This is a genomic window from Lacticaseibacillus hulanensis (genome assembly GCF_004010095.1).
Classification (GTDB): Bacteria; Bacillota; Bacilli; order Lactobacillales; family Lactobacillaceae; genus Lacticaseibacillus; species Lacticaseibacillus hulanensis.
The window spans coordinates 33,855-54,598 of the sequence record NZ_RRYD01000018.1 but is presented as its reverse complement, the minus strand read 5'-3'; the positions used below and the strand labels follow the sequence as shown (position 1 = coordinate 54,598).

The 20,744-nt window shown below is 55.2% G+C and carries 21 protein-coding genes; 10 read left to right on the top strand and 11 right to left on the bottom strand.

Annotation, left to right across the window (positions count from 1 at the left end):
• The first annotated feature begins 112 nt into the window (after positions 1-112).
• Both EKN00_RS06080 and EKN00_RS06075 read left to right on the top strand, forming a co-directional pair.
• Positions 113-1,255 (top strand): 5-methyltetrahydropteroyltriglutamate--homocysteine S-methyltransferase, encoded by a 1,143-nt coding sequence (locus tag EKN00_RS06080; protein ID WP_127849265.1) that lies wholly within the window; start codon positions 113-115, stop codon positions 1,253-1,255.
• Positions 1,256-1,331: 76 nt separating this feature from the next.
• Positions 1,332-1,805, top strand: coding sequence for an S-ribosylhomocysteine lyase (locus tag EKN00_RS06075; RefSeq protein WP_127849264.1), 474 nt, complete (start codon positions 1,332-1,334; stop codon positions 1,803-1,805).
• 146 nt (positions 1,806-1,951) lie between these two features.
• On the opposite strand, the gene EKN00_RS06070 is transcribed toward EKN00_RS06075, so the two are convergent.
• Both EKN00_RS06070 and EKN00_RS06065 read right to left on the bottom strand, forming a co-directional pair.
• Positions 1,952-3,481, bottom strand: coding sequence for an AMP-binding protein (locus tag EKN00_RS06070; RefSeq protein WP_127849263.1), 1,530 nt, complete (start codon positions 3,479-3,481; stop codon positions 1,952-1,954).
• A gap of 19 nt (positions 3,482-3,500) precedes the next feature.
• Entirely contained in the window at positions 3,501-4,718 is a 1,218-nt protein-coding gene (locus EKN00_RS06065; RefSeq protein WP_241559466.1) for an acyltransferase, read from the bottom strand.
• Between the two features lie 260 nt (positions 4,719-4,978).
• Between EKN00_RS06065 and EKN00_RS06060 the strand changes: the two genes are divergently transcribed.
• On the top strand, positions 4,979-6,790 hold the full coding sequence (locus tag EKN00_RS06060) for a heavy metal translocating P-type ATPase (protein ID WP_127849262.1): 1,812 nt from the start codon (positions 4,979-4,981) through the stop codon (positions 6,788-6,790).
• A 182-nt stretch (positions 6,791-6,972) separates the two neighbouring features.
• On the opposite strand, the gene trpA is transcribed toward EKN00_RS06060, so the two are convergent.
• The 8 genes from trpA to EKN00_RS06020 all read right to left on the bottom strand — a co-directional run bounded on the left by trpA (position 6,973) and on the right by EKN00_RS06020 (position 13,448).
• Positions 6,973-7,743, bottom strand: a complete 771-nt coding sequence (gene trpA, locus EKN00_RS06055; protein ID WP_127849261.1) for a tryptophan synthase subunit alpha — start codon at positions 7,741-7,743, stop codon at positions 6,973-6,975.
• A 19-nt stretch (positions 7,744-7,762) separates the two neighbouring features.
• A complete protein-coding gene (locus EKN00_RS06050) occupies positions 7,763-8,347 on the bottom strand; it encodes a phosphoribosylanthranilate isomerase (protein WP_127849260.1) in 585 nt (194 codons plus the stop codon).
• Positions 8,340-9,131, bottom strand: coding sequence for an indole-3-glycerol phosphate synthase TrpC (gene trpC, locus EKN00_RS06045; RefSeq protein WP_127849259.1), 792 nt, complete (start codon positions 9,129-9,131; stop codon positions 8,340-8,342). Before trpC ends, EKN00_RS06050 begins: the two co-directional genes overlap by 8 nt.
• Positions 9,128-10,147: an anthranilate phosphoribosyltransferase gene (gene trpD / locus EKN00_RS06040; protein WP_127849258.1), complete on the bottom strand. Its 1,020-nt coding sequence runs from the start codon at positions 10,145-10,147 to the stop codon at positions 9,128-9,130. Before trpD ends, trpC begins: the two co-directional genes overlap by 4 nt.
• Positions 10,148-10,168: 21 nt before the next feature.
• Positions 10,169-11,386 (bottom strand): tryptophan synthase subunit beta, encoded by a 1,218-nt coding sequence (gene trpB / locus EKN00_RS06035; protein ID WP_127849257.1) that lies wholly within the window; start codon positions 11,384-11,386, stop codon positions 10,169-10,171.
• A gap of 36 nt (positions 11,387-11,422) precedes the next feature.
• Positions 11,423-12,706, bottom strand: coding sequence for a PTS ascorbate transporter subunit IIC (locus EKN00_RS06030; RefSeq protein WP_127849256.1), 1,284 nt, complete (start codon positions 12,704-12,706; stop codon positions 11,423-11,425).
• A 3-nt stretch (positions 12,707-12,709) separates the two neighbouring features.
• Positions 12,710-12,982, bottom strand: coding sequence for a PTS sugar transporter subunit IIB (locus EKN00_RS06025; RefSeq protein ID WP_127849267.1), 273 nt, complete (start codon positions 12,980-12,982; stop codon positions 12,710-12,712).
• A 109-nt stretch (positions 12,983-13,091) separates the two neighbouring features.
• Positions 13,092-13,448 (bottom strand): PTS sugar transporter subunit IIA, encoded by a 357-nt coding sequence (locus EKN00_RS06020; protein ID WP_127849255.1) that lies wholly within the window; start codon positions 13,446-13,448, stop codon positions 13,092-13,094.
• 567 nt (positions 13,449-14,015) lie between these two features.
• Between EKN00_RS06020 and EKN00_RS06015 the strand changes: the two genes are divergently transcribed.
• Positions 14,016-14,819: a tyrosine-protein phosphatase gene (locus EKN00_RS06015; RefSeq protein ID WP_164848053.1), complete on the top strand. Its 804-nt coding sequence runs from the start codon at positions 14,016-14,018 to the stop codon at positions 14,817-14,819.
• A gap of 43 nt (positions 14,820-14,862) precedes the next feature.
• Here EKN00_RS06015 and EKN00_RS10835 read toward each other — a convergent pair whose 3' ends face one another.
• On the bottom strand, positions 14,863-15,114 hold the full coding sequence (locus tag EKN00_RS10835; protein WP_164848052.1) for a hypothetical protein: 252 nt from the start codon (positions 15,112-15,114) through the stop codon (positions 14,863-14,865).
• A gap of 187 nt (positions 15,115-15,301) precedes the next feature.
• Between EKN00_RS10835 and EKN00_RS06010 the strand changes: the two genes are divergently transcribed.
• The 6 genes from EKN00_RS06010 to EKN00_RS05985 all read left to right on the top strand — a co-directional run bounded on the left by EKN00_RS06010 (position 15,302) and on the right by EKN00_RS05985 (position 20,653).
• Positions 15,302-15,961: an amino acid ABC transporter permease gene (locus EKN00_RS06010; protein WP_127849253.1), complete on the top strand. Its 660-nt coding sequence runs from the start codon at positions 15,302-15,304 to the stop codon at positions 15,959-15,961.
• Positions 15,942-16,631 (top strand): amino acid ABC transporter permease, encoded by a 690-nt coding sequence (locus EKN00_RS06005; RefSeq protein ID WP_127849252.1) that lies wholly within the window; start codon positions 15,942-15,944, stop codon positions 16,629-16,631. Before EKN00_RS06010 ends, EKN00_RS06005 begins: the two co-directional genes overlap by 20 nt.
• Positions 16,624-17,361 carry an amino acid ABC transporter ATP-binding protein gene (locus tag EKN00_RS06000; protein WP_127849251.1) on the top strand — a complete coding sequence of 246 codons (738 nt, stop codon included), beginning with the start codon at positions 16,624-16,626 and terminating at the stop codon, positions 17,359-17,361. Before EKN00_RS06005 ends, EKN00_RS06000 begins: the two co-directional genes overlap by 8 nt.
• A 56-nt stretch (positions 17,362-17,417) precedes the next feature.
• The gene (locus EKN00_RS05995) at positions 17,418-18,263 is read left to right on the top strand and encodes a transporter substrate-binding domain-containing protein (RefSeq protein WP_127849250.1); all 846 of its coding nucleotides are present in this window, start codon (positions 17,418-17,420) and stop codon (positions 18,261-18,263) included.
• 452 nt (positions 18,264-18,715) lie between these two features.
• Positions 18,716-19,438, top strand: a complete 723-nt coding sequence (locus tag EKN00_RS05990; protein WP_127849249.1) for an ABC transporter ATP-binding protein — start codon at positions 18,716-18,718, stop codon at positions 19,436-19,438.
• Positions 19,439-20,653 (top strand): ABC transporter permease, encoded by a 1,215-nt coding sequence (locus tag EKN00_RS05985; RefSeq protein WP_127849248.1) that lies wholly within the window; start codon positions 19,439-19,441, stop codon positions 20,651-20,653.
• Positions 20,654-20,744 lie beyond the last annotated feature (91 nt).

The window sequence follows — 20,744 nt, the reverse complement described above, 5'->3', positions numbered from 1 at the left end:
CACGCAAGGTCCTAGGCTGGAAGACGCCATCAGAAGTTTACCTGGGTAAAAAGTTGCACTTGAGTTGACAATTCGTCCCGCAAAAGCATGTTTTCGAACAGGGGTGAATTACATGACCACACACAACACACCATTTCATTACGATTTCGTGGGGAGTTTCCTGCGGCCTGAATTCCTGAAGCAGGCCCGAAGCGATTTTGCGGCGGGCAAGATTGACCGCGCGGCGCTGACGGCATCTGAGGATGAGGCAATTAAAACGCTCATCTTCAAGCAGGTGGCGGCTGGGTTCCACTCCGTCACTGACGGGGAATTTCGGCGGGCATATTGGCACCTAGATTTTTTCTGGGGGTTAAACGGTGCGGAACACGCACAGGGCAGCAGCGGCAACCAGTTCCATGAGTGGCTGACGCGGCCCGACTCGGTTCAGCTGTCGAGCAAGCTTGACGGGCACAATCACCCCTTTGTGGAGCACTTCAAGTTCATGCAGGCCCACACACCGGCCAACGTGGTGGTCAAGCAAACCATTCCGGCACCGGCGCAGCTCTTGTTCGAATTGGACCGACCGGAGAATCAGAAGACCGTGGTGCGCTATTACGAAGACCGCGCGGCGCTGCTCGCCGACATCGTGCACGCTTACCGGCTGGTCATTGCCGACCTGTACGCGGCCGGATGCCGGAACTTGCAGCTTGATGACTGCACCTGGAGCGTGCTCGCCGGGGCGCTCGACACGAACGTCGCGGCGTTTCGGCTCAGCCCAGATGAGCTGGCGGCCACGGCCGCGACGTACCAGGAGCTAAACAACGCGGCCACGGCGGGGTGGCCGCCGGATTTGGTTTTGAGCACCCACGTCTGTCGCGGTAATTTCCACAGTGATTGGTCGGGCAAGAGTGCGTACAACGCCATCGCCGACCCGCTCTTCACCAGGTCGAATTACCACGCGTTTTATCTGGAATACGACACCGAGAAGGCGGGGGGCTTTGAGCCACTCGCGCAGGTGCCGGATGACAAATACGTGGTGCTCGGGTTAATCACCAGCAAGTTCCCGCAGCTGGAAGAGCGCAAGCACATCATTGACCGGATTCACGAGGCGGCGAAGTACCACCCGCTTGAACGGCTGTGCCTGTCGCCGCAGTGCGGGTTTGCCTCCACCGAGGAGGGAAACATCTTGAACGAGAGCGAGCAGTTTGCAAAGCTCGCGTTGGTTAAGTCGATTGCGGAAGAAGTGTGGGGCGAAAATCCCTACACGGATGCGTAATCTGCGAATGAGTTACTTCGCAAACTTATTCGCGTTACAATATTAGCGAAGAGACACAGAAAGGAAGCTACAAATTATGGCTAAAGTTGAAAGTTTTACGTTGGATCACACAAAGGTTAAGGCACCTTATGTTCGTTTGATTACGGTTGAAGAGGGGGCAAAGGGCGACAAGATTAGTAACTTCGACCTGCGTCTCGTTCAGCCAAACGAAAATGCCATCCCAACTGCCGGCCTGCACACGATTGAACACCTGCTTGCTGGCTTGCTCCGTGACCGCCTGACCGGTGTGATTGACTGCTCCCCATTTGGCTGCCGCACCGGCTTCCACCTTATTACCTGGGGTGAACACAGCACGACGGAAGTGGCCAAGGCACTGAAGAGCTCCCTTGAAGAAATTGCCGACAAGATTGAGTGGAAGGATGTTCAGGGCACGGACAAGTACAGTTGCGGGAACTACCGCGACCACAGCCTGTTCTCCGCTAAGGAATGGAGCAAGAAGATTCTGGCCGATGGGATTTCCGACCAGCCATTCGAGCGCCACGTCATCTAGACTTACGGCAAAGGCGCCAACTGGGTGGCTGCTCAGGTGCATCGCCCCTGATGGCTCCAGCAACTGAAGAAATAAACACAAATACCGCGGCTAACGGAACGCATTGGGCGTTTTGCCAGTCGCGGTATTTTTTGCAGTTATTGAGGTTAGGCGCGCATCTTCTGGCCCATTGCGGTGGCCAGCTTGGTGAGCTCCGGACGCATAATCTTGTTGGTTGGGTTCAGCGGGAAGTGGTCGACAAAGTATACTTGTGTCGGCCGCTCGTAATTGGCGAGGTGCTTGGCGGTGAACGTCAGGATCTCGTCCCGGCGCTTTTGGTGCAGCTCATCGTCGCTGCTGCCGTCGATAACCATGGCGGCGACGGCTTCACCGTAAATGTCATCGGGAACCGGCACCACGGCAACGTTGCGGACATAGTCGAGTTGCTCGATGACGCCTTCGACCTTGGTGGGGCTAATCTTTTCGCCACCACGGTTGATGATGTCCTTAGAGCGGCCAACGAGCCACAGGTAGCCGTCTTCATCGAAGTAACCAAGGTCGCCGGTTAGCATCCAGCCATCCTTGAAGGAATCGAGGTGTGGCGTCATGTAATCCGTAATGACGTGATCGCCGCGAATGGCGATCTCGCCGCGGAAGCCTGGTGTCTGGACGAATTTGTCGCCGTTCACGATGGCAATGTCGGTCTTGTACGGCTTGCCGGCTGAGCCCACTTTGATGGCGTCCAGTGGGTTGAGTGTGCACTGGCTGCAAGATTCGGTCATGCCGTAGCCTTCCAGAATCGGCACGTGGAAGCGACGGACGAATTCCTTGTGGCGGCTAACCGTCAGCATGGATGATGCGCAGCGAATGAACCGCAGTTTGTGGTCCGGCCGGAACGCGGCGTTTGCCTTTTCGTTCTTGAGCAGAATGGTGACGATGGTCGGCACCACTGAGGACCAGGTGACGTCGTTGCTTAGCACCTGTGGCCAGAACTTCGAGGCGGAAAACTTCGGGGCGATGACCATCTTGCCCCCGGCCAAAAAGCTCGACAGAACGAGGACGAGTTGCGCGTTGATGTGGAACATGGGCATCACAATCAAAACGGTGTCAGCTGGTGTTAACTCATGGCTTTCTAGGTCGTGGTTCGCGGCATTAATCATCATGGCATGTGTTTCGCCGACGCCCTTGGGCTTGCCGGTGGTGCCGGATGTGTTCAAAATCATGCCCAGGGTGTCTTCGGTCGGTGCGTCGTAGTTTGCCGGCTGGCTGTGGTGCAAGTTCTGCAGCAGTACCATGTCCTGGCCCATTAGGAGATTCGGCAGCGGGGTCGCCTTCACGTACGGGATTTCGCTAAAGGCGGTGGCGCGGGGTGCATCCACGAAGACGGCGGCGTACTGATTCTCCTTGAAGTCAGCCACTAAGCCATCAAGGCCGGTGGATGGGGCAATTGGGTGGATTGTCGCGCCCATGGACCACATTGCCTGGTTGATGGGCAGGTAGACGGGTGAGTTCTGCAGGCACATCAGCACGACGTCGTCCTTCCCCACGTTGGCGCTGCGCAAGGCTGCGTCCAAGACGGCGATGTCGCGCGCGATGTCTGCACCAGTAAACCAGGTGCCAGAGGCTTCGTCCTTAACCACATTTTCATTTTGCACGGCTGCGAGGCGTTCGTGCAGGCTATCAGTTAGTCTTGTCATTTTTAAGATCCTTTATCAATTATTTGCTTGCGGGCAGCTCGGCAGAATCGGATTGCGGTTTTGCGGCGAGTGCCTTTTTCTTAAAGTGCAGGTTGGGCCGGCCGATTAAAATCCCAAACGGTGGGACCTTGTACAGGAAGTACGAAATCAGCCACGTGCCCCCCAAGGCGATGACGTAAACGAGTGGTGCGCTAATCAGCCACGTCCAGTCAGACAGGTGGATTTTGGCAATCACTTCCGTCATCAGCGTCAGCATGATTGACTGCGTGAGGTAAATCCCAAAGGAAATCTTCGAGGACAGGGCGACGAACTTGGCGAACGGTTGCCAGCGCGGCCGGGTGTGCCGCTTTGCGTAACCGAGCGACAGGGAGAACACCGTCGCCACCATGAAGCTCGCGTAGATAACGAGGTATGGCTGGTGAATGAGTTCCGCGTAGTGCCGGGTCAGCCCCAAAACGTCGGTGTTGAAGCGGTAAAGGGCAAACGTGCCGAGCGCGAGCAGTGCGGTGATTGAATACAGCGGCCACTTGACCTTGCCGAGGAAGGCCACGACTTCTTTGTAGTGAATAGAATAAAAACCACCCACAAGGAAGTAGAACTGGTAACTCAAGATGTTGTTCCCATAGTGCAGGAAGATGTCCGGCCAGCCAGCGTGACTGATGTACGGGAAGTAGTATTTCGCCCAGAACGTGAAGGCGATTTGGAATGCTAGGGAAATCCCCATCAGAATCAGGTGGTTGCGCATTGATCCCAGCTTCTTAAACAGCCAAACGAGCAGTGGGAAAATCAGGTACAGCTGGAACATGACGAAAATGTAGTACATGTAAAAGCCGTCCGCCTTGATGAGGTGGGTCCACCACTGCGTCCCAAATTGTGCAAAAGACAGGCTCCCCGCCCCAACAAAAACGGTGAAGAGGGTGAGGAATCCGTTCCAAAAGATGTACGGAATCCCGGAACCCTTGTACCGTTTGAGCCAGAACGTGGGCCAAACGTTATTCTGTTTGTGGTAGTACTGCAAGAATAATACGAGCCCCGAGATGAACATGAACCCCATTCGCGTGAAGTGCAGAATCAGGTGGGTTGCCAGCATGATGACGTACGGCTTGCCCGTGCTGGCCATTGGTTCAGTGACCATTGAGGTGGCGTGGTTAGCAAGTACGCCGAAGATGAAGATGACGCGCATGAGATCGACCTCGTATAGGTAAGGTTTCTTGCGCTTTTTTATTTGTGTAGCCAAGATGCAGTCCCCCAAAAATTTTTGCTGTCAAAATTGGACGTCAGTGGTGCGCTGTCTGTAAATTTCCGTCACAATTTCCAATAATAAAAATTATAATAGCTAAATGTTGCGTTTTTGTGTATTTTTACGGATAATTTCCAATTTTGGCCCGCAATAGCATTCTTTTTCGTAAGTAAAATGGCTCAACTTGCACAAGGTGGGTGGAAACCGTTATAATAGTAATAACAAGTAATTACAAGTTTGGTTGGGAGGAAAAGACGATGCGGATTTTAAAAACGTATTGGCGCCTGTGGTTTGTATTAACCGTGGGCATATTGGCAGCTTACCTTACGTGGGGTGCGCACCAGGTGCGTGTTGCTAACTGGTTAATCACTGGGGCCGGTCTGATTCTCGCAGCGATTATGTTTTGGGAAATGATACAAACCCTGCGCTCAGGCAAATTCGGGGTGGACCTGCTCGCAATCACGGCCGTTGTTGCCACGATTGCCGTGGGTGAGTTCTGGGCCGGACTGATTGTGTTGCTCATGCTCACCGGGGGCGACGCGCTGGAGGATTATGCCGCGCACCGGGCCAACAGTGAATTGCGGAGCCTGCTTGCCGGGAACCCAACTTCTGCGCACGTGATGGTGGATGGCAAGCTGCAGAACGTGCCGGCCGACAGCGTTAAAGTTGGCGACACGCTCATTGTGCGGCCGGGGGAAGTGGTCCCGGTCGACGGGGTCGTTCTGAGCGGGGTGTCCGATGTTGACGAGGCCAGTTTAACTGGTGAATCACGGCCGGCGCCGAAAGCAAAAGACGCTAAGCTGATGTCTGGGAGTGTTAACGGGGATGGTGCCCTGACCATGCGGGCCAGCGCCAGTGCCGCGGACAGTCAGTACCAGAGCATCGTGGCCTTGGTCAAAGAATCAATTTCCCGCCCGGCACCGTTTGTGCGGATGGCCGACCGTTACGCGGTGCCGTTTACCATTCTCGCCTACGTCATTGCGGGCATTGCTTGGTATTTTGCCGGCAGTCCGGTGCGGTTCGCCGAGGTGCTCGTGGTTGCGTCACCGTGCCCACTCATTCTGGCGGCACCAATTGCCCTAGTTTCCGGGATGAGCCGTACCAGTCGTAACGGGATTGTGGTTAAGACGGGGGCGGCGATTGAAAAGCTGGCCGCAGCAAAGACGGCGGCGTTCGATAAAACGGGGACAATCACCCGCGGCGTTTTGCGCGTCGATGGTGTGCACCCAGCAAAGCCGGATTTACTCGATGCGGACACGCTGCTTCAACTGGCCGCGGCGGCAGAACACCACTCGGCGCACATCTTGGCGCGGTCGTTAGTGAAGAGCGCGGGGGATAATTTGCCGGTTGCGACTAACGTAAGCGAAAAAACCGGTGCCGGCGTTTCGGCGACCGTCAATGGTCAACAGATTCTCGTTGGGAAGGCTGGTTTTGTTGGCGTGGAGCCAGCAAGTGATGTGACCGCGGTGTACGTCAGCATCGATGGCGCTTACGCCGGTTACATTGATTTCGCCGACGAACTGCGGCCGGAAGCACGTGCGACGATGACGAGCTTGCATGCGCTTGGTGTTCACAACCTCGTGATGATTTCGGGTGACCGCAAGCCGATTGCTGAGGCGATTGCTAAGGACGTCGGCATCGATGAAGTGTACGCAGAGCAGTTGCCGATGGACAAGATTAACGTGATTCGCAACGTCCCCAAGGGCAAGCGGCCGGTGATCATGGTTGGCGATGGTGTGAACGATGCGCCGTCACTGAGCGCTGCTGATGCCGGAATTGCGATGGGGGCACACGGCGCCACCGCGGCCAGCGAATCCGCCGATGTGGTGATTTTACGCGATGACCTGAGCAAGGTCGGCGAGGCCGTTGCCATTGCGAAGGACACGATGCGAATTGCGCGCGAATCCGTGCTCATCGGGATTGGGATTTGTACCGTCTTGATGTTGATTGCAAGTACCGGGATTATTCCGGCGATTATAGGGGCACTGTTCCAGGAAGTCGTCGACACCGTCACGATTTTGGCCGCACTGCGCGCTCGCAATCCGCGCAAGACGGTTGTGCGCAGCTAGCGTGTAACTCGCATTGAACTTAGTGGTTTGACGACTAATCGATTGCGCAATTACGTCCTTTCGCTTCACACACAAACCTGAATTTGTTACGCAAAGAAAAATGGGAGTGCCAACCGCAAAAATCGCGGTTGGCACTCCCATTTTGTTTGTTGCCACGCCTAGGCGCAGCACCGAGCCACTGTTTAGCTGATGGCTGCCTTCATTGCTTCTGTGTATTTGCCAATTTCTGGTGCCGCGGCCGTTTTGTACTTGGCGGCAATGTCGACGATGGCTGAACCGACGATGATTCCGTCAGCGAAGCGGGACAAGTCGGCTGCCTGTTCCGGTGTGTGAATCCCAAAGCCGATTGCGGCCGGAACGTCGGTGTACTTCTTGATTTCGTTAAACAGTCCGGACAGGCGGGCGTCGAACTCGTCGCGCTCCCCGGTGATGCCTTCCGAGCTGACCACGTAGATGAAGCCCTCCGCCTTCTTGGCCAGTGCGGGCACCCGGTCGCCGGAATTGAGGGTGATGAGCATGATGAGATCCAGTCCGTACTTTTGTGTGAACGGGCGAATTTCGTCCTGTTCTTCAATTGGTAGGTCCGGGATTACCAGACCGTTCACGCCGAGTTCGGCACACCGAGCACAGAACTTGTCGTAGCCGTACTTGAAGGGAATGTTGGCGTAGGTCAAAAAGACAAACGGGGTGTCGACCTGTTTGCGCGCCTTGGCGACGATGTCAAAGACCGCATCGACGGTTATGCCGCCAGCAAAAGCACGCAGGTCGCCCTCCTGGATTACGGGTCCATCAGCAACTGGGTCGGAAAACGGGATGCCTAGTTCGATGATGTCCGCGCCGGCCTTAGCCATGGCGATAATGTTGCTGACGGTGCTGTCCTCGTCGGGGTCACCGGCGACGATGAAGGGGATGAATGCCTTCCCCTTGGTAAAAGCTGCTGTGAGTTTACTCATGTGATGATTTTCCTTTCTATTATGAAGCCGCGCGGGCGTTATTGATGAAGGCTGCAACCAGGTCGGGGTCTTTGCCGTGCTTACCCTCAACGCCGCTGGAAACATCGACGGCAAACGGATGGACGGTCGCGATGGCCGCGCCGACGTTTGCTGGGGTGAGGCCACCAGCAAGAAACAATGGTTTCGCTGCGGACGGGACTTGTTGCCAGTTAAGGGTCTGGCCACTACCGGCGCCTGCATCGACCATGACAAAATCGGCGCTGGTCTGCGGCAGAGCGGTGCGGTTGCCCTTGAAGACGCGAATTACCTTGGCGCCACGTTCCTGAAGCAGCTGCACGATGGGCTCAGGCTCGCTGCCGTGCAACTGAACCACGCTGATGGCCTTGCTGCTGACGGCTGCCAGCATTTCATCCAGGGGTGTGTCAACGAACACGCCGACGCTGATGATGTCCGGTGCAAGGGATGCGCGGAGTTCCTGCGCCTTGGTCAAGGTTACGTGGTGCCTGCCGGGCGCGAAGACAAAGCCCGCGTAATCGGGGTGGGCGGCGTTCACGATGGCGACATCGGCTGCCGTCATTAGCCCGCAAATTTTCACCTTAGTCATCCTCAGTGCCTCCCCGTAGTGCCGCGATTGTGGCCGCCTTGTCCTTGGCGCGCATCAAGGTTTCGCCAATGAGGACGGCATCGACGCCCGCATCCCGCAGCTTGGCCGTGTCACCCGGCGTTTTAATACCACTTTCGGCGACAAAAATCACGTTGCTTGGAACTAGCGGACGCAGGTTGATGCTGTGGTTCAAGTCAACGGTGAAATCGCGCAGGTCGCGGTTGTTGACCCCAATGATTCGGGCGCCAGCTGCTAACGCGCGCCTTATTTCCTCAGGGCTGTGCGCCTCGACCAGTGCGGCGAGGCCGAGCGACTCCGCCAACTGCATGTAACTGCGGAGCTGCTCGTCGGTGAGAATTGCGACGATGAGCAAGATGAGGTTGGCGCCCGCGGCCTTAGCTTCATCAATCATGTAAGCGTCGATGATGAAGTCCTTGCGCAAAAGGGGCGTATTCACGTGCGCCCGGATTTGGCGAAGGTAATTGATGTCACCGTGAAAATAGGTGGGTTCGGTCAGAACGGAAATCGCGTTGACGCCCGCAGCTGCGTAGGCCGTTGCGGTGGCGACAGGATCAAAGTTCGTAGCGATTTGGCCCTTGGATGGCGACGCGGCCTTCACCTCGGCGATGATGGCTAGCTGCTCGCCGGATAGGGCGCGGTACACGTCGGCGGGGTTCGTTGCGGGCGCTTGTTGTGCTAACTTCTGCATCGAACATAGGGGGACTAGCTGCTTGCTCGCTGCGAGCCGCGTTTTGGTTGCAGCGACTAAATCGTCTAGAATCATGCGCTCATCGCCTGGTGGGTACTGTTAATCAGCTCGTTTAGTTTGGCGGTTGCCGCGCCGCTGTCGATGGTTGTCTTGGCCAAGGCCAGTGCATCCTGAATGCTCAGTTCAGGCCGAGCAGTGTGCAGAGCGCAGGCCGCGTTCAGGAGCACCGTGTCGAGCTTGGGCCCGGGCGTGCCGGCGAGGATGGCGCGGGTAATCGCGGCATTTTCCGCTGGCGTGCCGCCCAGCAGGTCCGCCTTGGTGGCGCGGGTTAGACCGAATTCCTCTGGCGTAATGGTGCTGCGCGTGAACTCGCCGCCGCGAACAGTGATGACCTCCGTTGGTGCGGCGGTGGTGACTTCATCGAGTCCGTCTTCACCGTGGACGACGAGAGCGTTCTTAACGCCCAGTTCGGCCAGCACGTGTGCTAGCGGGTCCATCAGGTCGGCATCGTAAACACCGAGTAGCTGTGCGGTGGCGTGCGCCGGGTTCGCCAGTGGCCCCAGAATGTTGAAGATAGTGCGGATGCCGAGTTCCTTGCGCACGGGGCCGACAAAACGCATGGCCTGGTGGTATTCCTGGGCAAACAGGAAACAGATGCCGATGTCGTGCAGCGTTTTTTCGCTGACTGCGGGATCGGCGTTGATGTTCACGCCCAGGGCCTCGAGCACGTCGGCGGCACCACTCTTGGAGGATGCGGAGCGGTTACCGTGCTTGGCGACCGGTGTACCCGCCGCAGCTACGACCAAGCTCGTGGTGGTGGAGATGTTGAAGGTGTTCGCGTGATCACCACCAGTCCCGACTATTTCCAGAACGTTTTCCCCGGCGTCGAATGGCAACGCGTGTGCGCGCATGGCGCTGGCTGCCCCCGCGATTTCGGGAACGGTTTCGCCCTTCATCGTCAGCGCGGTGAGGAGTGCGGCAATCTGGGTGTTGCTGGTGGTTCCGTCCATGATTTCGTTAATGACAGCTTCGGCTTCGGCAAAAGTTAGGTCGTTGCCGCTTGTGATTGATTGAATTGCCTGTGTAATCATGTTAGTTGCTCCTTTTGACGGTTAGTCCTCGTTCAGTTCGATGCCGCGGTATTTGGCGATTGACGCAACGTCCTTGTCGCCCCGGCCGGACAGTGTGCAGATGATAATTTTGTCTTTAGGCAGGGTTGGCGCGAGCTTTTGCACCTCGGCAACGGCGTGGCAACTCTCGATGGCGGCGATGATGCCCTCTTCCTTGGCGATGTATTCGAAGGCGTTCACGGCTTCATCATCGGTGATGGGAACGTACTGGGCGCGCCCGGAGTCCATGAGCGCAACGTGTTCGGGGCCCACGCCAGGGTAGTCAAGGCCAGCGGAGATGGAGTAGACCGCGTCGATTTGGCCATCCTTGTTCTGCAGGAAGCGGGACTTCATTCCGTGGAAAATGCCGGTTGAGCCGAGCTTCATGGTTGCGGCGGTCTTACTTGTGTTCACACCCTTGCCGGCAGCCTCACAGCCAATCAGCTGCACGGTCGGGTCCTCGATGTATTCGGCAAAACTACCAATGGCGTTGCTCCCACCGCCGACACAGGCAACAACGTAATCGGGCAGACGTCCGGCAACGTCTTGCAGTTGCTGCTTGGATTCCTTACTGATGACACTTTGAAAATCGTGGACCATTGCGGGGAAGGGGTGCGGACCAACCGCGGAGCCCATGACGTAGAACGTGTCCTTGCTGCGGGCGGCGTAGTTTTGCAGGGCGGCGTTAACGGCGTCCTTGAGCACCTGCGAGCCGCTCGTGACGGCGTGCACCTTAGCACCGAGTAGTTCCATACGATAAACGTTGAGCCGTTGCCGGTCGGTGTCCATTTTGCCCATGAAAATTTCGCATTCCATGCCGAACAGTGCGGCGATGGTGGCGGTGGCAACCCCGTGCTGGCCTGCGCCGGTCTCGGCAATCAGGCGTTTCTTGCCCATGCGTTTTGCAATGAGAGCCTGACCAATCACGTTGTTGATCTTGTGGGCACCGGTGTGGTTGAGGTCCTCACGCTTGAGGTAAATCTGCGCGCCACCGAGGTCTTCGGTCATGTTCTTGGCGTAGTAGAGCAGCGATGGTCGGCCGGCGTATTCGCGCAGCAACGTGTGGAATTCGTTCAAGAAGTCGGGGTCGTCCTTGTATTTGTTGTACGCCGCCTCGACGCGTTTGATTTCTGGCAGCAGAATTTCTGGTAAGTACTGGCCGCCGTAATCGAGGTAACGACCGGATTTCATTGATTGTTCAGGTGTGTAAGTTTCAGTCATGATAAATTTCTCCTTCTAAATAAACAGTTTTACGTGTTAGTTAAAATGCAATAGTTTGAGGAAACCACCAAGCAGTGGCCCGTAAACACAGTAGTCGGTTTCACTCAGAATCCGCATGATTGGTGCATAGGTTCCGACCAGTGGCAGTAGCAGCGCCTGGCCGAAAATAAGGATGAAGCCGTTCGCGCCAGACCCAAGAATGGCGCCGCGCCGGCCGCCGTGTGCATCGCCAAAAATAGCGGTGGCCGCCCCGGTGAAGAAGGTCGGGATGAGTGCGGGGAAGACGATGATGGGGTAGTGGAACGCCGCGAGCAGCAGCATCCCAATAATCCCGGTGGTCAGACTCATGAGGAAACCAACGATGACGCTGGTTGGGTACTGCGGGAACAGCAGGGGCACGTCGAGACCGGGCTTCGCGTTAGGAATCAGGCGCTTAGCAATACCGTGGAATGCGGGGATGATCTCCGCCAGCATCATCCGAACACCGGCGAGAATGACGGTAATCCACATGCCGAACTCCACGCCCTTGGTGATGGCGAAGACCACGATGTCCTTGCCGCCCGCCACGTGGGTCATGCTAAATGTTGGCCCGGCGATGAGACCGAGAACAAAGAACAGCAGCATCATGACAAGGGTCAAGGCAACGGTCATGTCGCGCAGGAAGTTCAGTTTCTTCGGCAGCTTCATGTCTTCAAGGTCGTGGTCTTTGTTCCCAAATAACTCCCCGAGAATGGAGGCAACCAGCAGGCCGGATGAACTGGAGTGGGCCAGGGTGAACCCCTCGGCGCCGCGGACCGGCTTGATGAGGATGTTCACGTAGGCGCAGGTGAGGGTCATGTAAAGGCCCAGCAGGATGGAACCAATGATGATGCGCGCCGGGAAGTCGAGGCTGGTCCCGAACTTGAGCAGCGCGGCAATTAGTCCGGCGAAGAAGAACGACACGTGTGGGGATAGGTGCACGAACTTCAGGGGGGTGAAGCGTGCCAGCAGCAGGTTGATGATGAACCCGAGGGCGAAGATGATGGCCATATCCGTCCCAACATCAGCGAGGCTGGCCATTTGGGTGGCCCCGATGTCTGCACTGGCGGGTGCCTTCATGTTGAAGATGTGGGCGATGAGTTGCTGCAGGGGCAGTAGTGCGGTGCCCAGTGTTTGGCCGCCGACGTTAATCATCGTGAACCCAATGACGGCCTTGAGCGTGCTTGGCAGAATCTTACTGCCGGGTTTGTGCTCGGCCAGCATCCCGACGACAACGACCAGGCCGAGGATGAAGATGGGCTGGCTGAGAACGTTATTGATGAAGTAAAGAAGAAATTGCATTGGTTAGTCCTCCATTGCCGCAAGTAGCTTGGCTTTCAGTCCGTCTTGATCCATCAGGTTGTCGTTGATGATGACCTTCGCCTTGGTCTCCGGCAGCATGTCCGCAAACATTGAGGTGGTCAGCACGATGTCGTAATCATCTGGTGTTGCGGAAGTGATGTCCGCGTTGTCCACGGTTGCGTCAATTCCCTCTTCGTCCAGAATCTGTTCGGTAAACATTTTTTCCATGAGGCTGGTACCAACACCGGCACCACATACGGTAAGAATTCGCATAATTGTTTTCATCCATTCTAATTATTGATTGTCATGCCTGGAGCAACTTGAGGACTGCATCAGGTGTTTGCGCTGCGACTAGTTGTTCGTATCGCCATCGCGCACTGAGCATCTAGACCAGTTCTGCTAACAACTGCAGGTGGTCGTTGTTGCCGGTTGCCGCTAGTCCAATCAGGAGGTCGGCCGGGCCGTTTGCGACATTGCCGAAATCAACCGGGCTGGTGAGGGTAACAATGCTGATGCCAGATTGTTTAACCCCCGTTGGCCGGGCGTGGGGCAGCGCAATGCCCGGGGCAATCACGAAGTAGGCGCCGTGCTCGGCGAAGTTCTCCGTGATTGCCTGGGTGTAGGCGGCGGTGGCGAACCCGCCGTTGGTTAGTAAATTGCCAACAAGTTCGAGGGCACTCTTGGCGTCCGTACAGCTGGCCTGGGTCTGAATTGCGTTCATATTGGTGTAATTTGCTAACATAATTGCCTCCTAGATACAAAAAAATCCGTCCTTAATCCACGTCAAGAAGACGTAGATTAAGGACGGATTAACCGCGGTGCCACCTTAATTCAACTGGATTAGTTTTGACGGGTAGCGTAAATATACTACCCTGAATACATAAAAACCCGCACTGGACAACTATCCACTACGGGCTCTACGCATTGCAACCTAATCCGGTCACGCTTAGCGAAGAGCCAACACTCTCCCGGCAACTGACGTATGCCAACACGTTTCCCGGTACTCGTTACCTTTCGCGGGAACCCTCGGTGGTCCATTTGCCAGCCTGCGTTCGGTCACATTCTCAGCACCGTGACTCTCTGTACGTGCACAACTGGTTTGATCTCCACCTCATCGGTTTTGGAAACAGATCTATTTGATTGACACTGAGTTTAGTCGCGTATGGGGCAACTGTCAATTGTTTTTGATAAAATAACAGAAACAAGTGTTACATAATTACTGCGCGTGACCTTGTTATGTGCCGAAGCCGTACGCTTTTTGGTGGTCAATAAATTTAATGCTAAAATGGCGGAGACACGGGAGGCTAGTATGACAACTGATTACATATTACCGCGCGGCGCAGCACCGCTTGATTTTGTTCACATCCGGAACGCCCGAACGTACCGGGGGCTAAAGACAGCTGATGGCAACTGGGTCCGCGACGACATGCTGGTGCGCACGGCGCGACTGAGCAGTGCGTCCGCCGCTGACCTGGCCCACCTGCGGGACATTGGCGTCACCGCGGTGGTGGATTTGCGCCTGCTACCGGAGACTGAGGCCAATCCAGATTTGCGGGTGCCACAGATTGATTATGTGCATGCACCAATGGCGTCCGACCAGGTGACCGCGGACAATCCGGGCCTGCTCCAGCTGTTTACTTACCTGCGCGGACACGATGACGCGCACGAACAAATGGAACAAGGCTATGCCAAGATTGTCACGGATAAGGTCCAGCGCGCCAGCTTGGCACGGTTTGTCAAAACGGCCATCAAAACGCCAGGTAGTGTGGCCTTTCACTGCAGCATGGGCAAGGATCGAACCGGGGTGGCGGCGGCAATCATGCTGGCGGCGCTCGGCGTGGACCGGCAGTTCATTAATGCCGATTACATGTATTCCAATGCGGCTAATGCCCAGCACATGCAGGCACTGACGCAAAAGTTATCCGAGCACCACGGCACCGACGTGATGCGCACCAACCTTCTTGCCCTTGCCGCAACGGATACCGATTACCTAGACGCGGCGTTTTCGGCGATTCACGCGCAGTTCGGGGATGTTGCGACGTTCATGCGCAGCGGCTTAGGGCTCGGCGATGCGGGGATGGCAAAGATGCGCGCCAAGTTTCTTGTTGATTAAATAACACAAATACATTTTCGCAGAATCACTAGTGGGTGCCATTTTACCCATTCGGGAGTCTGCGAATTTTTTTGCGCAATTTTTCGGTGACTGATAACTCTGAATGACGGTGTTGGGTTACGGGAGATGCACCAATACTGGCAGTGAGGTGTTTCTTAATCGGCGGGGGCGCCAGTGGCATACTCGCATCTGCCGGTACACAAATAGGTGTAAAGTCAGCTTTTAGTGTGAAAAGGGGCACATTTTGTTCTACCAAATCCATACAATCTATATCGTTATTATTTGTTTTTGCCATACATAGTGTCCACGATAAACCATACAATGTTTTTACGGATTATTTGGCTTTTTCCGTTGACACTAATTCGCAAACTGGGTAATCTAGGTACCAACAGCCGATTGGTTGCAAAACTATGAGAATTGGAAGTGAACTTCAATGCGAATGTGTATGGCCATGTGTGTGCAAGAAAATAGGGGGCAAGAAAATGAATTGGACTGTCATCACGCAGAGCTTACCGCAGTTCGTGGCGGGCTTTGGCATCACGTTGAAGCTATCCGTGATCGGCATTCTCGGCGCGCTACTGGTTGGCGCAATTATTAGTCTGGTTCAGTATTTTCGAATACCAGGATTGAGACAGCTTGCAACTGTCTACATCGAAATTTCAAGAAATACCCCACTACTTGTGCAACTATTCTTCATCTTCTACGGGCTTCCGGGCCTTGGCGTGAAGTTGTCGGCCACAGTTAGTGGGGTTTTTGGTTTGATTTTTCTTGGTGGCAGTTACATGGCCGAAGCATTCACGGGTGGTTATAACGCAATAAGTAAGAGCCAAATCGAGTCGGGGCGGGCACTTGGCCTCACCGATTTGCAGTTGGCGCGGTACGTCGTTTTGCCTCAAGGACTGACGGCGAGCGTTCCCGCACTAGCAGCAAACGTGATTTTCCTCATCAAGGAAACATCCATCTTCACGGTCATCGCGATTCCGGAGCTGACCAACACGGCGCTGGATCTCATTGGCCTGTATTACAACAGCAACGAGTACCTGTTTGAGCTCGTTGTCGCTTACGCAATTATTCTGATTCCACTGTCGCTTGCATTGACGTGGCTGGAAAGGAGAGTCCGCTATGCTAGCTTCGGGAATTAAAGTGTTGTTTGCCGGTCAGAACATGCAGCGTCTCCTTGGCGGGTTCCTTGTGACCCTGCGCGTTGCCATTATCGTGTTGATTCTGGGCGGAATCCTCGGCGTTTTGCTTGGCGCATTACGCACACTGCACAACCGGCCCCTGCGTATCATCTTGCGGATTTACCTTGAGATTTTTCGCATCGTGCCCACGGTTGTTCTGCTCTTCGTGGCGTATTACATTCTGCCCCAGACGTTCGGGCTCAACCTTCCGGGGGAAGAGGTGGCGGTGCTGGTGTTCACACTGTGGACGGCGGCCGAAATGTCCGACATCGTTCGCGGGGCGCTGGAATCCGTGCCGGTGCACCAGAAGGAATCGGGTCTCGCTATTGGGTTAACCCAGGCGCAGCTGTTCCGCTACGTGCTGATTCCCCAGGCGATTCCGGTGGCACTGCCGGGGACGATTAACCTGGCAACGCGCATCATCAAAACAACGTCGCTACTGCTGATGATCAGCGTGATGGACATCGTCAACGTTGGCCAGACGCTGGTGGAAGCAAACGGGCACAAGAACCCGAGTGCCGCGTTTTGGATTTACGGCATGATGTTCATCTTGTACTACATCCTGTGCGCACCACTATCACAGTGGGCAAAACGGGTGGAAAAGAAACGATTGGAGCGAGCAAATGGCTGAAGAATTATTACGGGTGGAGCACTTAAAGAAGTCGTACCAAAGCAAGGAAGTGCTGCACGACATTAATTTCGCCATCCACAAGGGTGAGGTTGTGGCGCTGCTCGGGTCATCCGGTTCGGGTAAAAGTACGCTGATTCGCACGCTGAACGGTCTGGAGGATTACCAGGGCGGCACCATCACCTTCGCTGGTGAAACGGTCCACCCAAGTAAGGCGACCTGGCTGGCACTGCGTCAGCGCATCGGCATGGTGTTCCAAAGCTACGACCTGTTTCCCAACCTGAGTGTGCTCGACAACATCCTGCTTGGACCACTCAAGGTGCAGCACCGCAGTCGGGCTGAGGCGGAAGAGGATGCACGCAAGCTACTGGCGAGCGTCAACCTGGCCGATTACGCGGACCGGTACCCGCGGCAGCTGTCCGGGGGGCAAAAGCAGCGCATTGCGATTGTGCGGGCGCTGGCCTTGCACCCGGAAATGATGCTGTTCGATGAAGTGACGGCCTCGCTTGACCCCGAAATGGTACGTGGTGTCCTCGACATCATGACCGATTTGGCCAAGCGCGACATGACCATGATTGTGGTAACCCACGAAATGAATTTTGCCCGCGAAGTCGCAGACCGGGTTCTGTTCCTAAGCGACGGTGAGATTCTGGAAGATCGGCAGACGGCCGAGTTCTTTGCGCATCCGGCAACCAAACGTGCGCAAGAATTCTTGGCCAGCATGGAATTTTAAATCACCGCGTTTCTGGGAAGATATGCGCGGCGTAAGTAGATTAAGGAGAACAAACAATGAAGAAGAAGTTTCGGATTTTAGGTGCTTTGGCCGCCGCGGCAGCCATTTTGATTTTTGCAACGGGCTGCGGGAAGAGCAGTTCATCCAGTTCTAGTTCCAGTGATAACGCGGCAATTGCCAAGATTAAGAAGTCGGGCAAGATTCGCATCGCCGTGTTTGGCGACCTGCCCCCATACGGCTGGATTAACAAGGACGGCAAGCGTGTCGGCTACGACTTGGCATTAGCGCGGCGCATCGCCAAGGACCTCGGCGTTAAGCCCGTCTTCACGCAGGTTAACGCGAACGGCCGTGTGGATGCACTCAAGGCCAACAAGGTGGACCTGGTACTGGCCAACTTCACAGTAACGCCAGAACGCAAGCAAGTCATTGATTTTGCCGACCCATACATGAAGGTGTCCGTTGGGGTTGTTTCGCCAAAAAGCAAGCCAATCACCAAGGTAAGTCAGCTGAAGGGGAAGGACGTCATCGTCACCAAGGGGACCACGGCTGAACAGTACTTCACGCAGAGCCAAAAGAGTGTCGGCCTGCAGAAGTACGACAGCAAGACGCAGCAGTTCAACGCACTGAAGAACGGCCGTGCAGCAGCACTTGCTGACGACAACTCGTACCTGTTCGCATGGGCTAAGGACAACCCTAAGTACACGGTCGGCATTAAGACCCTCGGCCCGGCATCCACAATCGCACCTGGTGTGAAGAAGGGTAACAAGGGTCTGCTGACCTGGACCAACAAGGAAATCAAGAAGCTGACCAAGGACGGTTTCTTCAACAAGGCATACAAGTCCGAACTGGCTCCTTACTTTGGTAAAGAGATCAAGGCGTCGGATATTGTGATTACAAAGTAACAGAGCGCAGCAGCCCGGTTTGCTCGTGAGCATCGCTGGCGCTGTCCATTGTACTAACAGCGGTAAACCGCTGAGTACAAGTGGCAGCGTGCTCTGACAATTGATGGCGCATTTTGCCATCAGTTGTCGGAGCGTGCTGAGCGGAACGAGCAGGGCTACGGAGCTCGACTATGCCGCGTCCCTCGCACCCTCCAGCAATTTATTTTCCACGTACTCCAACCAAAATGCGTCCAATCCCAAAAAGATTAGGCGTATTTTTTATACCCCCAAAAAGCGTGGTTAGTGCCGAAGCTCTAAACCCTCCAGGCATTCAGCACCAAGGTTTTTCAAAAGTGAGTTGACACTCACCAAACCGTGCAGTACACTTTTCCCGTACATTAAGTGAGTGACGACTCACCAATCTAATTAAAACTCCACGTAGCTAGTCGCGCGGAGTTGGGGAGTGGGTTAATATGCCTGAACCATTAATTGATATGCAGCACTTGGTCAAGAAGTTCGGTGACCAAACGGTGCTTCAAGACGTAAACTTGGCGGTTATGCCCGGTGAAATCGTCGGTTTGATTGGGCCATCTGGTGCCGGGAAGTCGACGGTCATCAAGACGACGCTTGGGATGGAGGTGGCTGATGGCGGTACGGCGCACGTGTTGCAAACGCAGATGCCAAACCGACAATTGCTCGGCCGCATTGGCTACATGGCCCAAGATGACGCGCTGTACGATACGCTGACCGGTCGGGAAAATTTGACATTTTTCGGGAACATGAAGGGCGTGGCCAAGGCGGACTTGACGGCTAAGATTGCCCACGTTGCGGCGGTAGTTGACCTGACTGGTGACTTGGACAAACGGGTGAGCGGGTACTCCGGCGGGATGATGCGGCGTCTGTCGCTCGCAATCGCGCTGCTAGGTGATCCCGAACTGCTGATTTTGGACGAACCAACCGTGGGGATTGACCCGGCGCTGCGGCGCAAAATCTGGGCGGAGCTGGCCAATGTCCGTGCGGATGGTCGGGGTGTGCTGATTACCACCCACGTGATGGATGAGGCGGAGTTAACCGACAAGGTGGCGTTGCTGCTCGGTGGCAAAATCATGGCGTTCGATCAGCCGGCCGCACTAAAGAAGCAATATGCGGTTGATACAATCGAAGAAGTCTTTCTCAAGGCTGAGGGGGTGGATTAAATGCGGACGTTAGCAATTGCCAAGCGGGTTACGACCGAGCTATTGCGGGACAAGCGGACACTCGCGTTAATGTTCGTCGCCCCAATCCTGATTTTGTTCCTGATGAAGCTAATTTTCTCGGCGAACTCCACAACGAGCGTCAATATCGCCACTGTTGACCTGCCCAGTGCGGTGCGGACCGAGCTGAACGGAATTAAGCACGTTGACGTGGTGGCCAAGAAGGATAATTCTGCTGCAAAAAAGGCGCTCAAAAATCAGGACGTGGATGCAATAATCCGCAAAACGAGCACGAATCAATACACCGTCACTTACGCAAACACGGACGCGACCAAGACGACGATGGTTAAGCAAGCCTTCAAGGGCGCGCTATCGGCCAATGGCATCAAGCAAATGCGCAGCACAATCAAGCGGCTTGGCGGCACGGTTGTTAAGCTGACGGCGACGGTGCAACAAATGCAGGCGGCGCAAAAGGTCGCGGCGGCAAAAGCGGGGATGGCAGCAAGTGCCAATGCAACGACCGGGAGCGCAAAAACGCCGGCCATATCGGTGCCAAAGGTGAAGGTGACAACCAGCACTAAAATCAAAAACAAGTACGTGTACGGCGATAAGGACACTGGGTTCTTCGACAAAATCGTGCCAATCTTGATGGGCTTTTTCGTCTTCTTCTTCGTCTTCCTGATTTCCGGAATGGCGCTACTTAAAGAACGCACCAGCGGGACACTAGATCGGCTCCTCGCGACCCCAGTCCGGCGCAGCGAGATTGTCTTTGGCTACATGCTTAGTTACGGAGGGCTGGCGTTGGTGCAGACGATTATTATCGTACTGACAACCGTTTACTTGATGGGAGTTGAAATCATGGGCAGCCTGGGTGCGGTCATGGTCATCAACTTCTTGCTTGCGGTCGTAGCACTGGCATTCGGGATTCTCATGTCGACGTTTGCCCGCTCGGAATTCCAGATGATGCAGTTCATTCCGGTTATTATCGTGCCGCAAATCTTCTTCTCTGGTATTATCCCGCTAGAATCATTAGCCGGCTGGGTGCAGGGTATTGCCTACATTTTGCCGCTGAAGTATGCTGGTGACGCGATGACCCAGATTATCATGTACGGCAAGGGCCTGCTTGGTCTGAGCTTTGACATCGGTATTCTGCTACTATTCCTCGTGGTTTTAACCTTCCTCAACATCCGCGGGTTGCGGCGGTACCGGAAAGTATAGGCCAACCCAAATTTTCGGGGACTTGCTGCGAGCTGATTACCAATTAACAGTCGATGCAGACTAACCCGCCTGCGCCGACTTACCATATTAG